This window comes from Actinoallomurus purpureus (assembly GCF_024055795.1).
Taxonomy (GTDB): Bacteria; Actinomycetota; Actinomycetes; order Streptosporangiales; family Streptosporangiaceae; genus Actinoallomurus; species Actinoallomurus purpureus.
In genome coordinates, this window is record NZ_JAMXMY010000011.1 from 247342 (window position 1) to 261159 (window position 13818).

At 71.2% G+C, this 13818-nt stretch carries 11 protein-coding genes; 6 read left to right on the forward strand and 5 right to left on the reverse strand.

What is annotated here, in order from left to right; all coding sequences use genetic code 11:
• Nucleotides 1-56: 56 nt before the first annotated feature.
• Nucleotides 57-2834: a hypothetical protein gene (locus tag NE236_RS22060; RefSeq protein ID WP_252843951.1), complete on the reverse strand. Its 2778-nt coding sequence runs from the start codon at nucleotides 2832-2834 to the stop codon at nucleotides 57-59.
• A gap of 228 nt (nucleotides 2835-3062) precedes the next feature.
• Here NE236_RS22060 and NE236_RS22065 point away from each other — a divergent pair, with 228 nt between their 5' ends.
• Nucleotides 3063-3449 carry an SCO5389 family protein gene (locus NE236_RS22065; RefSeq protein ID WP_252843952.1) on the forward strand — a complete coding sequence of 129 codons (387 nt, stop codon included), beginning with the start codon at nucleotides 3063-3065 and terminating at the stop codon, nucleotides 3447-3449.
• 58 nt (nucleotides 3450-3507) lie between these two features.
• Here the strand turns inward: NE236_RS22065 and NE236_RS22070 are convergent, their stop codons facing one another.
• Nucleotides 3508-4239 (reverse strand): L,D-transpeptidase family protein, encoded by a 732-nt coding sequence (locus NE236_RS22070; protein ID WP_252843953.1) that lies wholly within the window; start codon nucleotides 4237-4239, stop codon nucleotides 3508-3510.
• Between the two features lie 135 nt (nucleotides 4240-4374).
• Nucleotides 4375-4953 carry a DUF1707 SHOCT-like domain-containing protein gene (locus NE236_RS22075; protein ID WP_252843954.1) on the reverse strand — a complete coding sequence of 193 codons (579 nt, stop codon included), beginning with the start codon at nucleotides 4951-4953 and terminating at the stop codon, nucleotides 4375-4377.
• 134 nt (nucleotides 4954-5087) lie between these two features.
• On the opposite strand from NE236_RS22075, the gene NE236_RS22080 reads away from it, so the two are divergent.
• Entirely contained in the window at nucleotides 5088-5756 is a 669-nt protein-coding gene (locus NE236_RS22080) for a cupin domain-containing protein (protein ID WP_252843955.1), read from the forward strand.
• 75 nt (nucleotides 5757-5831) lie between these two features.
• Here NE236_RS22080 and NE236_RS22085 read toward each other — a convergent pair whose 3' ends face one another.
• On the reverse strand, nucleotides 5832-6731 hold the full coding sequence (locus NE236_RS22085) for an SDR family oxidoreductase (protein WP_252843956.1): 900 nt from the start codon (nucleotides 6729-6731) through the stop codon (nucleotides 5832-5834).
• A gap of 110 nt (nucleotides 6732-6841) precedes the next feature.
• Complete coding sequence (locus tag NE236_RS22090) at nucleotides 6842-7510, reverse strand: DedA family protein (protein WP_252843957.1); 669 nt, start codon at nucleotides 7508-7510, stop codon at nucleotides 6842-6844.
• 120 nt (nucleotides 7511-7630) lie between these two features.
• Between NE236_RS22090 and NE236_RS22095 the strand changes: the two genes are divergently transcribed.
• The 4 genes from NE236_RS22095 to NE236_RS22110 all read left to right on the forward strand — a co-directional run bounded on the left by NE236_RS22095 (nucleotide 7631) and on the right by NE236_RS22110 (nucleotide 13788).
• Entirely contained in the window at nucleotides 7631-8668 is a 1038-nt protein-coding gene (locus NE236_RS22095; protein ID WP_252843958.1) for a serpin family protein, read from the forward strand.
• 229 nt (nucleotides 8669-8897) lie between these two features.
• Nucleotides 8898-12557, forward strand: coding sequence for a multifunctional oxoglutarate decarboxylase/oxoglutarate dehydrogenase thiamine pyrophosphate-binding subunit/dihydrolipoyllysine-residue succinyltransferase subunit (locus tag NE236_RS22100; RefSeq protein ID WP_252843959.1), 3660 nt, complete (start codon nucleotides 8898-8900; stop codon nucleotides 12555-12557).
• Nucleotides 12558-12657: 100 nt separating this feature from the next.
• The gene (locus tag NE236_RS22105) at nucleotides 12658-12837 is read left to right on the forward strand and encodes a DUF6104 family protein (RefSeq protein ID WP_252775676.1); all 180 of its coding nucleotides are present in this window, start codon (nucleotides 12658-12660) and stop codon (nucleotides 12835-12837) included.
• 144 nt (nucleotides 12838-12981) lie between these two features.
• Entirely contained in the window at nucleotides 12982-13788 is an 807-nt protein-coding gene (locus NE236_RS22110) for a DUF4097 family beta strand repeat-containing protein (protein WP_252843960.1), read from the forward strand.
• Nucleotides 13789-13818 lie beyond the last annotated feature (30 nt).

Genomic DNA, 13818 nt, shown 5'->3' on the forward strand with positions numbered 1-13818 from the left:
CGAATCGGCGGATCGCCCCTTCGGACGTCACTTCTTCGGACAGAGCCGTGTCCTGCTCAGGGAATGGGAGTGCGCCAGAGGGTCGGGACGTCTCCGGTGGCGTCACCGGTGAACCCGACGCCGACCAGCGTGCCGCCGGCGACGGTCAGCCCGGTGATCCGCTGCGTGCCCAGCCCGTCCAGCCCCGTGCCGTGCGGTCGCGACGACCGCCACGTGCGGCCGTCCGGCGAGGTCCACAGCACCACGTCGGAACCCGTCGTACCGGCGAGCACGAACCCGTGCGCCGTCGCCGTGCCCGCCGTCACCGCCGCGCCCTGCCCTGCCCCGGGCAGCGCGATGGGCTGCCACGTCCGGCCGCCGTCCGCCGAGACCGTGGCGAAGGCGGCGGAGCCCGGCGCGCCCGCGGCCGGCGGGCCGGTGACGCCCGCGGCGCCTGTCACGCCGGTCGCGACCAGCACCCCGCCCCGCGCCACCACCGACGTCAGGGAACCCGCGGCTGCACCCTGCGGAAGCACGGGAGCGGCCGGTGACAGCGCCCACTTCTTCCCGTCCGGCGAGGTCCAGACCGCCGGCTGCGCCGTCTTGTTCCTCGTCTGCCCGCCGACCGCGACGAACCCGGCCGGGCCCGCCGTCACGTCGCCCATCCACTTGGGCGCGTCGCCGGTGCCGACCAGGTCGCCCTTGCCCGCGTTGCCGGACCAGGCCCAGTTCTTGAGGTCCGTGGAGTACCAGGCGGCGGCGGTGTCGTTCTGCCGGCCCACGACGACGTACGCGCCGCCGTTCGCCGCGGCGGCCACCGGCACGAGGCCGGACCCGCCGAAGACCTTCCCGCCCGGGACGAACTGCCAGGAGCCGCCGTCCGATGACATCAGGGTCAGCGCGCGGCCACCGGCGCGCCCGACCGCCAGCCAGCCGGCGGCCCCGTGAACGGCGTCGACGATCTGGCGGGGAGGCGTCCCCGCCGGGAGCGTCGCTCGGGTCCACGCCGAGCCGCCCGGTGAGGTCCACACGGCGGCGTCACCGCTGGAGCCGCCGACCGCGATGACGCGGCCCGCGTCGGAGACCACCCCGGTGAGCGTGCGCTCCGGGTGCACGGCGTCCGGGACCGCGGTGAGGTTCACGTCGCCCGCCCCGGCCACCGAGAGGTAGGCGTCACCCGTGCCCAGCCGGCCGGTGACCACCGCGCCGGCGGCCGCCGGCGCCACGTCGGTGAGGTTCCGGCCCGGCGGGACGTCGCCCGCCCGCTGCCAGCTCTTACCGTCGGCGCTCGTCAGCACGGCCGTCTTCCCGGCGCCGACCGGCACGAGGGCGGCCAGTCCCGCGTCCGCGCCGCGCAGCGCGCCGAGGCGGGAGTACCCGTCCACGCCGAGCTGACCGATCGGCGCCCAGGTCTGCCCGTCGGCGGAACCGAAGATCACGGCGTAGGAGGTCGTCCTGCGGTGCTTCTTCGACCCCGTGGTCCGCGACGCCTCACGGGCGGCGAAGAGGCCGGAGCGGGTCCCCACCAGGGCCACGATGTTCCCCGACGACCCCTGGGCCTGCGGGATGGTCACGGGCGCCCAGCTGTGCCCGGAGTCGGGGGACCTCCAGAAGGCCTCCCGCACGACCGTCTGCTGGACACTCTTCTTTTTCTTCTTGACCTTCTTCGTGACCGTGACGGTGGTCCGCAGCGTCCCTTCGGCGACCACCGTGTCGCCGTAGGCCGCGACCGAGGAGATCGACAGCGGGGTGCCGCCCGGCTGCGGCGAGAGCTGCTCCGGCCCGAGGCGCGTCCACGCGCGGCCGTCACGGGAGGTCCACACGATCGCCTGCGTGCCGCCCTTGACCGCGCCCGTCCCGGCCGCGACGAACCCCGAACCGGTGCGGACGAGTCGGTTGATCTTGTCACCGGGGCCGAACGCACCGGCGACCGCCGCGCGCGTCCACGACCGGGAGTCATGGCTCGTCCACGAGACGACGCCCGAGGACGTCACGCCGAGCGCCGCCCATCCGCCGGTGTTCCCCGCGACCAGCTGGGGGTACTCCCCCGGCGGCGGATCCCCGCCGTCGGCCGCGCGCACCCGCGCGACCCGCCAGGTGCGGCCGCCGTCGGCGGAGGTCAGGAACTGCCCGCGCGAATAGACGCCTCCCTGCTCGGACCCGATCGCCACGATGGCGCCGCCGGCGGCGGCGACGGCGGTGAGCGCGTGCGACCGGCCGCTGCTCTTGGCCGCCGGGTCGAGGGTGAACAGGCGGTCGGCCGCCACCGGGACGGGCGCCGCCGGCTTCTTCGGCTCGTCGCCGCCCGTGCCGAACAGGGCGTAGGCGCCTCCGCCGAGGACGATGACGGCGGCGGCGCCGATCGCGACGGGCCGGAGCGGCACCGACGGCAGGCGGCGCGTCCGCGTCGGCGGCGTCCACGGCACCGCGTCCGCCGCCGGCTCCTCCGGAGCCACGACGGAGGGTGTCGCGGGCACGGCAGGTGCGGCAGGGGGGACGGCCGCCGTGGGCCGCTGCGCGGCACTCGCCGCACTGGGATACGCCGCGGCGCTGGCGGCGACGGGGACGCTGGCCGGAGCCGACGGGCGGGGCTCCGGCTCGGCGCGGCTCCAGTCGATGCCGGCGCGGTGCCACACCCCGTTGGAACGCTGCCAGGGCGAGGAACTCGGCACGCCGGGGACCCTGCGGCCGTCCGACGCGCCCTCCGCCGCCTCCGCGAGCCGCTCGCTGATCCGGCGGCGCTCGTCGCGGCCGGAGCGCCGGGGCGCGCCCGGCCGGGGGTCGTTCGCGTGCGGGCGGACGGCACTGCCGCCGAAAGGCTCCCCGGGGGGCGCTCCGCTTCCGGTCGTGGTCACGCTCACCTCTTGTCAAAAGACCGTTCGTGCAAGGACCTATCAAACCGCTATTCGGCCCGCAACGGGGCCGTGAGAGAGCGGCATCCCGGAGGGAATCTCACCGCGTCACCAGCCCGTCACCGGCCCATTCCCATCTGTCCACCTCCGGCCCGGAGACCTGTCCTCACCGCCGAGCCATAGACGCCCCCGGCACGGCCTGCCTAGCGTCCCGTTCCGGAGGTGGTGAACATGTCCCTGACCGTTTCCCCCGAGCTGGTCGAGCGCGCCCGCCGCGACGACCTCGACGACGAGGCCTTCCTCGCCTGCATCCGCACGTCCCTGCCGTACGCCTGGCAGGTCGTCGACGGACTGATCGGCGAACTCCGGACGGACGGCGCCGACTTCGCGGCCAACGAGGTGCCGCCCCCCGACGAGGCGGCCCGCGGCCAGCTGCTGCGCATGCTGGCCAGCGACGCGATGCGCGGGGCGCTGGAACGTTACTACGGCGTCCGCCTGGCGTTCCAGAACTGCCACAAGGTCGCGGTGTTCAGCCCAGGCGCCGACGCGGCGTACCGGGAGTTCGTCACCCCGCGCGCCCAGATCCTCAACCAGCGCCCCGAGCTGGTCGACTGCTGAAGCCACGAACGGAGCCGTACGCTCGCGCGTACGGCTCCGTCGGGAGTTCAGGAGCGGGTCAGCTCCGGACGTAGACCCGGGTGCCGATAGGCAGCATCGGGGCCACGATGTCCGCCGTCTGCATCGGGATGCGCACGCAGCCGTGCGAGGCCGGGTGCAGGGGCACCTCCGGCTCGCCGTGGATGGCGTAGCCGCCGATGAAGTAGCTGGCCTTGTAGAGCTTGCCGAGCGGAGAGGTCTCCCAGCCCTTGGCCTTCCGGTAGACCTTGAAGTTGCCGCGCGGCGTGTGCGCCTTCTCCTTCTGGCCGTTCTGGTAGTAATACGTCTCCGAGCCCGAGGAGATGTGGCTGATGAGAACGAGTTTGCCGCTCTTGTAGATGAAGAGCAGCTGGTGCTTGATATCGACCTCGGCGCGGGTCTTGGCGCCGTTCTTGACGAGGGGCTTCGGAACCCGCGGGTGGGCCAGCGCCGCCCAGGTCTTCTTGCCCACCGGCGCCGACTGCACCGGGTGCATTCCCTGGGCCTTCTGGAACGCCCACACCGCGAAACGGGTGCCGCTGCCGTACTGGCCGTCGACCTTTCCCGGGTCGTAGTGGAGGGCGATCAGGCGCTGCTGGAGGCGCGTCACCGCCGCGCCCTTGTCGCCGAAGTGAACCGTCGGGTTGGCCTGCGCCGAGACGGGGGATGTGGCGGCGGCCGCGAACGCGGTCGCGGGGGCGGCCACAGCCGGGACGAGGGCCATTGCCGACAACGTCCCGATGGCGGCGGCCTTCCCCAGGCTTATTCGCATACAGCTCTCCCAAACTTTGACAGATTGCACGAGCCAACCTGTTTTACCTCATGCGGGCGATCTTTACGATGCTTTTGCCGCCGAAAAGGTTCGTTCGGGTGATGTGGGAGATGTCACCGCCGCCGGGCGGAGAGGTCAGCGTTCGGGCGTGGTCCGGGCCTCGACCCGGCCCTTGTAGGCGACGGCCCGGATGTGCACGACCGGGGCGTCGGCCGGCAGGTCACCGGTCCAGTCATCGTCGCGGGTGACGCCGAAGCCGTTCGTCTCGACCCGCACGCCGGGCGGCACGAGGATCTGGATGTCCGACTTGTACGCCACGGCGAGGATGGCGGTGACCGGCTCGGTCAGCTCCGCCGCCCGCAGGTCGATCACGCCTTTGCCCTTGTAGACGAGCGCGCGGTACTTCCCGGGCACCCGCCAGCGCCCGGCCTGCCGGACGCTGTTCTTGATCGCCACGGTGTACCGCCCCGGCTTCGGCAGGTTCCCGGATGCGGCCGATCGCGGCACGACGGGAGCGGTGGCCGTCGGCAGGTCGACGAGCAGCCCGGCGAGGTCGGCGTGGGTCCGCGCGGCCAGGGCGCCGCGCATGCGCTCGTCGAACTCCCCGTCGGTCAGGCGTCCTTCGGCGAAGGCCAGCTGCAGCCGCTGCACCGTCTCGTCGCGTTCCTGGTCGGACGCGCGCAGGCTCGGCGCCGCCTCGTGGTACGGCTCCATGGAGGGACCCCCTTCAAGTCGCGATGTATCTTAACCCAACTTCTCTCCAACTCCGAGACCAATGGCACGGAACACGACGGGAGGCCGACCGCCGGGTCCACCGGTGAGATCACTCGCGGCACTACGGTGGAACGGTGCTCCTACTCACGACGCTCGGCGCGTGGCGCGCCCATCCGGACGAGCCGTTCCGCAGTGAGACGGCCGCGTACGCGCCGGAGGAGGACGCCGCCGCGCTGGCCACCGACGCCTTCGGCGACGAGCAGGTCATCGCCCTGGTCTTCGACCATCCGCCGCTGACGCTGCCCGGCGTCGTCAACCGTGAGACCGTCAGGCAGATCCGGTACGCCCGCCGCGACCCGAGCGGGAAGGTCACCGGTCTCCACGTCCGGCCGGCGATCGCCGAGGCCCTCGACCTGCTGCCGCACCCCGAGGGCGGCTGGTTCCGCGAGACCTGGCGGACGTCCGTACGGGTCGCGGCGCACGGCGGCGAGCGCGTGACCGCGACCGGCATCTACTTCCTGCTGGGTCCGGGCGAGGAGTCGATGTGGCACTCCGTCCGTTCGGACGAGCTGTGGCTGTGGCATCGCGGCGGCCCACTGGCGCTGACGCTCGGCGGTGACGCCGACACCCCCGGCAGGCAGACCGAAACGATCATCCTCGGCCCGGACGTCGAGGACGGGCGGCGGCCGCAGGCGCTCGTGCCGGCCGGCGTCTGGCAGGCCGCCCGGCCCGCCTCGGACCAAGAGGTCCTGGTCAGCTGCGTCGTCTCCCCCGGCTTCGACTACGCCGACTTCCGGGCGTAGCCCGGCCGGAGCGCCGGCGTCCCGCCGCCCGCGCGGACGCGGGTGGCGGGGTGCCGACCGGGTATGCGGGCAGCGTTACTGGAGCGCCTGGAAGAGCGCGGTCGTCTGCTCGCCGATGTTCTTGGCGACGAGGTACGGCTCCGTCGCGTTGACCTGCTGCCAGTTGTCGCGGACGTCCTCGACGCTCAGCCCGTCCTTCTTGGTGAAGCCGGGGCCCTCGGCGACGAAGACGCGGGCCACCCGCCCGCCGCCGACGGTGTAGGTCTCGCCGCTGCTCTCGTTGCTCTCATGAGCCAGCCAGACGACCACGGGCGAGACGTGCTCGACACTGAGCCGGTCCTGGAACTCGGCGGGGAACAGATCCTCCGTCATCCGGGTCCAGGCGACCGGCGCGATCGCATTGACCTTGATGTTGTACTTGGCGCCCTCGGCCGCGAGCGTCTTGGTCAGGCCGACCAGCCCCATCTTCGCCGCCGAGTAGTTCGCCTGCCCGAAGTTGCCGAACAGCCCCGCCGGCGACGACGTCATGACCACCCGGCCGTACGCCTGCTCGCGCAGGTGCGGCCAGGCGGCGTGCGTGACGAGGAAGGACCCGCGCAGGTGCACGGCGATGACCTGGTCGAACTCCTCCGGCGACATGTTCTTGAACGACTTGTCGCGCAGGATGCCGGCGTTGTTGACGACGATGTCCACGCGGCCGAACGCGTCGAGCGCGGTCCGTACGATCGCCTCCGCGCCCTCCGCGGTGGCCACGTTGTCGGGGCTCGCGACGGCCTCTCCGCCGTTCTTCCTGATCTCGGCGACCACGTCGGCGGCCGGGCCCGTGGAGGCTCCGCTGCCGTCGAGCGCGCCGCCGAGGTCGTTGACGACCACCTTCGCGCCGCGCGCGGCCAGTTCGAGCGCGTGCTGCCGCCCGAGGCCCTGGCCCGCTCCGGTGACGATCGCCACCCGTCCGTCAAACCGCAGTTCCGCCATTCTCCGTACCCTCCTCGCGACCTGATCTCCTGGACACGGGGTCCGCCGTGCAGACAGTGTCCACCACCGAACCGAATCGCGCTCGGCCGGGAATCGCAAGAGGGGCGGCGTCAGGGGCCGAGGTCGGGAACCGGCTTGGGCTCATCGGCCGACGGGCTCTCCTCTTCTCCCACGGCGTTCTCCCGGCGCTTGCGGCGCACCGACCAGACGACGAACGCCACGACGACGACGGCGCCGACCGCGATCGCCAGCACCCTCCCGGCCCACTGCGCCACCTGCTCGAACGCGGTCCCCGCGAGGAAACCGCCGACGGTGAAGCCGATCCCCCACGTGGCCCCGCCGAGGGCGTTGAACGCCAGGAACCGGCCGTACGGCATCTTGGCGCTGCCGGCGAGCGCGGGCATCAGCGCGCGGAGCAGTGCGGTGTAGCGGCCGATGAAGACGGCGAACGCCCCGCGCCGGCGCAGCAGGCCGTGCGCCTTCTCGACCTTCGGCCGGTGCTTGTGCAGCGCCTTCATGCCGAGTAGCCGGTCACCGTAGCGGCGACCGATCTCGTACCCGACCGAGTCACCGATGACGGCCGACAGCACGATGATCACAAGCAGGATGGGGAGTGAGACCCGGTGCTGGCTGGCCAGCACGCCGGCCACGACGATGGCGGTCTCCCCGGGGAAGACGAAGCCGAAGAAGAGCGCCGCCTCAGCGAAGACGAGCGCCGCGACGACGCCGTAGATGACCGGACCGTGAAGGTCGAGAAGTGCATGCGTGATCTGGCCCACAGGCGATCAACATCCCATTTCCGGCGTCGTCATGTCCGTCATCGTATGAGCCCTGGTCCATGACTGAATCGTCCTCAGGTCTGACACGGGTTATTACTTTGGATCAGGAGGGTGCCGCACATGGACGACTTCACGGTGAATCTTCACCGCCGTTTGCCCCCGGAGGGAAACCTCGTCTGGTCGCCGTACTCGGTGGCGTCGGCGCTCGCGCTGGTCGCCGCCGGCGCGCGCGGAAGGACACTGGAGGAGCTGACGCGGGTGCTCGGCGCACCCCCGGAACGGCTCCGTCTCGCCGAGGCCGCCGCGCCGGGCGACGCCGAGATCAGGGTGGCCAACACCCTCTGGGCCCACGCCGGGCTGACCTTCGAGGACGCCTACCGGCGGTCGATCGCCGACCTTCCCGGGGCCTCGGTCCGGGTCGCCGACTTCGCCGCCGATCCGGAGGCCGCCCGTCAAGCCGTCAACCGGGAGGTGGAGAAGGTCACAAACGAGCTGATCCGGGACCTGCTGCCGCCCGGGGCGGTCGATCGGCGGACCGCTGCCGTCCTCGCCAACGCGCTTTACCTGAAGGCCGCCTGGGAGAGCACGTTCGCCGAGCGGGACACCCGGCCCGAGACCTTCCACGGCGCGCGCGGGCCCCACGAGGTGCCGATGATGCGGCGGACGGGGCGGATGCCGTACGCCGAGGCCGACGGCTGGCGCATGGCCGCGCCGGCCGCCGACGGCGGCGTCTCGGTGGAGGTGCTCCTCGGGACGGATCCCGCCGCGGCGCCGCCCGACCCCGGCCTCCTGCGAACGCTGCGCGCCTCCGCGCGGTCCGTCAGGGTCGCGCTGTCCCTGCCCCGGTTCCGGGTGGAGAGCCGGGTGAGCCTGGGCGAATGCCTCGGCGCGCTCGGCGCCGGGACCGCCTTCACCGGTGACGCCGACCTCTCCGGGATGGCTGCGGAACCTGTCCACCTCGACCGGATCGAGCACAAGGCCGTGCTCGACGTCGACGAGGCCGGGGTCGAGGGGGCCGCGGCGACGGCCGTGGTGGTGACCCTGTCCGCGTACTCCGGGCGTCCCGTGGAGTTCCGGGTCGATCGGCCGTTCCTGGTGTTCGTCCGGCATGCCGAGAGTGAGGCCGTCTACTTCGCCGCCCGCGTCACCGACCTGTGAGGAGGGTCTCGGCGCAGTCGCGCCGGAGATGAGACGGCCGTCACAGGCAGATTGCCGTTAACCGACTAGTCTTACCCTGAATCTGCCGGAATCATGCAGTCGGTTTTGGTGGAGATCACCGAAGACCGACCGGCCCGCCCGGGGCTTTGCCCCGCCGAGGCCCTGAGGCCGGTAGCCTTGTCAAGGTTACTGATCCACCTGCGAGCCGCGGAAGAGGGCGATCGCCGCCGTGTCGACCCAGTCGTCGCGATCCTCCGCCGACCTGAGCACTCCTGACTTCGGTCCTAATGAGTGGCTGGTCGACGAGTTGTACCAAAAGTACCTAGAAGACCCCAACTCGGTTGACCGAGCGTGGTGGAATTTCTTCGCCGACTACCAGCCGGACCGACCGTCCAAGGCTCCCGCCGGCGCCGACGGCTCGGCCGCGCCCCCCGCGGCTCCTCCCTCACCCACGGCTCCCACCCCGAAGCAGGCGCCCGCCGCCGCCAAGCCCGCCGAGGCCGCGCCCGCGAAGAAGCCCGCGGCCGCCCCGCAGGTGCCCGGTGCCGAAGAGGTACGGCTGCGCGGCGTCGCCGCCCGCACGGTGACCAACATGGAGGCCAGCCTGGCCGTGCCGACCGCGACGAGCGTGCGCGCGGTCCCGGCCAAGCTGTTGATCGACAACCGTATCGTCATCAACAACCACCTCAAGCGCGGACGCGGGGGGAAGGTCTCCTTCACCCATCTGATCGGCTATGCCATCATCCGGGCGCTGCGGGCGATGCCGGAGATGAACGCCTCGTACGCCGAGGTGGACGGCAAGCCCACGCTGATCAAGCCAGAACACGTCAACTTCGGCCTCGCCATCGACCTGAAGAAGGACGACGGCCAGCGGCAGCTCGTGGTGCCCAACATCAAGGCCGCCGAGATCCTCGACTTCCGCCAGTTCTGGGCCGCTTACGAAGAGCTCGTGCGCAAGGCGCGGGGCAACAAGCTGACCATCGACGACTACGCCGGAACCACGATCAGCCTCACCAACCCGGGCACCATCGGCACGGTCCACTCCGTGCCGCGGCTCATGCCCGGTCAGGGCACGATCATCGGCGTCGGCGCGATGGAGTACCCCGCCGAGTACGCCGGCACCTCCGAGGAGGCGCTCGCCCGGCTCGGCATCAGCAAGGTCATGACGCTGACCTCGACGTACGACCACCGCATCATCCAGGGCGCCCAGTCGGGCGACTTCCTGCGCCGCGTGCACCAGCTGCTGCTCGGTGAGGGCGACTTCTACGACGAGATCTTCGAGGCGCTGCGGATCCCGTACGAGCCGGTCCGCTGGGTGCAGGACATCAGCGCCACCCACGAGGACGACGTCGCCAAGGTCGCGCGGGTCCACGAGCTGATCCACGCCTACCGCGTGCGCGGTCACCTCATGGCCGACACCGACCCGCTGGAGTACACGCAGCGCCGCCACCCCGACCTCGACGTCCTCAAGCACGGCCTCACCCTCTGGGACCTCGAGCGCGAGTTCGCCACGGGCGGCTTCGGCGGCAAGCCGACGATGAAGCTCCGCGAAATCCTCGGCGTCCTGCGCAACTCCTACTGCCGCACCGTCGGCATCGAGTACATGCACATCCAGGATCCCAAGGAGCGGGCCTGGATCCAGGAGCGGGTCGAGGTCTCTCACGAGAAGCCCGACCCCGAGGAGCAGAAGCACATCCTCGGCCGGCTCAACACCGCCGAGGCGTTCGAGACCTTCCTGCAGACCAAGTTCGTCGGGCAGAAGCGCTTCTCGCTCGAGGGCGGCGAGTCGCTGATCCCGCTGCTCGACTCGGTCATCACCGCGGCCTCCCAGGATCACCTGGACGAGGTCGTCATCGGCATGGCCCACCGCGGCCGGCTGAACGTCCTGGCCAACATCGTCGGCAAGTCCTACGGCCAGATCTTCGGCGAGTTCGAGGGCAACCTCGACCCGCGCAGCGCCCAGGGCTCCGGCGACGTCAAGTACCACCTCGGCGCCGACGGCGACTTCGTGGCCCGGGACGGCTCGAAGATCCGCACCTCGCTGGTGGCCAACCCGAGCCACCTCGAGACCGTCGACCCGGTCGCCGAAGGTGTCGTCCGCGCCAAGCAGGACCTGCGCGACGTCGGCGAGGGCGGTTTCACCGTCATGCCGATCCTCATCCACGGCGACGCCGCGTTCGCGGGCCAGGGCGTCGTGGCCGAGACCCTCAACCTCTCGCAGCTGCGCGGCTACCGCACCGGCGGCACCGTGCACGTCGTCGTGAACAACCAGGTGGGCTTCACCACCGCGCCGGAGTACTCCCGCTCCAGCGTCTACGCCACCGACGTGGCCCGGATGATCCAGGCGCCGATCTTCCACGTCAACGGCGACGACCCCGAGGCGTGCGCGCGCGTGGCCCAGCTCGCGTTCGAGTACCGCCAGACGTTCAACAAGGACGTCGTCATCGACATGATCTGCTACCGGCGGCGGGGTCACAACGAGAGTGACAACCCGTCGTTCACGCAGCCGCTGATGTACGACATCATCGACGCCAAGCGGTCGGTCCGGAAGCTCTACACCGAGGCCCTCATCGGCCGCGGCGACATCACCGTCGAAGAGGCCGAGCAGGCGCTCCGCGACTACCAGCAGCAGCTGGAGCGGGTGTTCAGCGAGACCCGCGAGGCCACCAAACAGCAGCCGCCCGCGGGCTTCACCAAGCCCGACGTCGAGCGCATCCCGCTGGACCACGCGGGGGTCGGCACCGCCGTCTCCGACGAGACGATCAAGCGGATCGTCGACACGCAGCTCAACCTGCCGGAGGGCTTCACGCCGCACCCGCGCGTCCAGCCGCTGGTGGCCAAGCGCGCGCAGATGGTGGAAGAGGACGCGATCGACTGGGCGACCGGTGAGATGTTCGCGCTCGGGTCGCTGCTGATCGACGGCCGCCCGGTGCGCCTCGTCGGCCAGGACACCCGGCGCGGCACCTTCGGCCAGCGGCACGCCGTGCTCTTCGACCGCAAGACCGGCGAGGAATACACCCCGCTCAAGCAGTTCGGCAAGGGCATCTCGAAGTTCTACGTCCACGACTCGCTGCTGAGCGAGTACGCCGCGATGGGCTTCGAGTACGGCTACTCCATGACCCGCCCGGACGCGCTGGTCTGCTGGGAGGCGCAGTTCGGCGACTTCGCCAACGGCGCGCAGTCGATCCTGGACGAGTACGTCACCTCCGGCGAGCAGAAGTGGGGCCAGCGCTCCAGCGTGGTCCTGCTGCTGCCGCACGGCCACGAGGGCCAGGGCCCGGACCACACGTCCGCGCGCATCGAGCGTTACCTGCAGACCTGCGCGCAGGACAACATGACCGTGGCGCAGCCGACCACCCCGGCGAACTACTTCCACCTGCTGCGCTGGCAGGCGCTGTCGCCGCGGGAGAAGCCGCTGATCGTCTTCACGCCGAAGTCGCTGCTCCGGCTGAAGGCCGCCACGTCGGCCACCGCGGACCTCACCTCCGGGTCCTTCCAGCCGGTGCTCAGCGACCCGGCGCAGCTGGGCCAGGTTCGCCGCATCGTGCTCTCCAGCGGCAAGCTCTACTACGACTTGGACGCCGCCCGGCAGAAGTCGGGTGACACCTCGGTCGCGCTCATCCGCGTCGAGCGGCTCTACCCGCTGCCCGTCGACGAGATCAAGGCGGAGCTGGCCAAGTACCCGGCCGGCGCCGAGCTGGTCTGGGCACAGGAGGAGCCCGCCAACATGGGGGCGTGGCCCTTCATGGCGCTGAAGCTGCCGCCGCACCTGGAGGGCCGGGAGCTCAAGCGGATCTCCCGCCGGGCGAGTTCCTCGCCCGCCGCCGGGTCCGCCAAGATCCACGCCCTGGAGCAGCAGGGCCTGGTCGCCGCGGTCTTCAGCGAGTAACGGCCGCACCCGGCGCACGGCGCTCCGCACGTTCGCGTGCGGGGCGCCGTTCCGCTCCGGGCCGGGAAATGTCAGCACCGAGAGAACAGTTGCGAGAGGCATGTACTTCACCGATCGGGGGATCGAGGAACTGGCCGACCGCCGGGGCGAGGAGGAGGTCTCCTTCGTCTGGCTGGCCGATCGGCTGAGGGAGTTCGTCGACCTCAACCCCGAGTTCGAGACGCCGGTCGAACGGCTCGCCACCTGGCTGGCGCGGCTGGGCGACGAAGACGACGACTGACCCGCCTCAGGAGGGGCCGGCAGGGAGACGCCGGCGGCACGACGCACCTCCCCGTACGGCGACGTGACGCGATACATCTTGACTTCCCACAAACACGACATATCTTGTTAGGAGCGAAACGTCCTGACGGAAGGGGATCGTGCCGTGGCGCGTTGGACCGTGGATGAGCCGACCACACTCGACTTCGACGGCGTGGTCGCGCTCAGAGCCAACATCGTGGCAGGCAGCATCTCCATCCTGCCGAGCGACGACAGACCGACACTCCAGGTCGCCGAGATCTCCGGCCAGCCCCTCGAAATCGTTCACGAGGCCGGCATGCTGGTCCTCAACCACAAGAGCGGCGGCTGGGACGGCGTCCTCAAGTGGCTGCAGAACACCCGCGGCCGGGTCGCCGTCACGATCACCGTTCCGCCCGACTGCCCGGTCACGCTGAACCTCGTCACCGCGAACGCGGTCGTCACCGGCCTGACCGGCCGGGTCTCGATCAAGACGGCCTCGGGCGACGTCACCCTCGACGGCGTCACCGGATCGATCGACGCGAACACCGCGGCCGGGGACATCGAGGCGCAGGGACTCGCGGGCACGGTGGCCTTCAAGTCGGTCTCCGGGAACCTCGCGCTGGCCGGAGGCAGCCTCGACCGGCTGACCGCGCACTCGGTCACCGGGAAGGTCACCACCGACGTCGACCTGCGCACCGGCGGCCACGCTCAGGTGAACACCGTCTCCGGCGAGGTGACCATGCGGCTTCCCGAGTCCACCTCCGCCAAGGTGACCCTCAACTCCGTGACCGGCCGCGTCGACGCGGCGTTCCCTGAGCTCACCCGGCAGGACCGCCCGATGGGCAAGTACATCACCGGTACGCTCAACGACGGCGGGGCGTCCCTCGCCGTCAACTCGGTCTCCGGTGCCATCACGCTGCTCAGCCGGACGGATCCAGAGGAACTGACGTGATCGGCGAGCGAGTGAGGAGGGGGAGCGAGT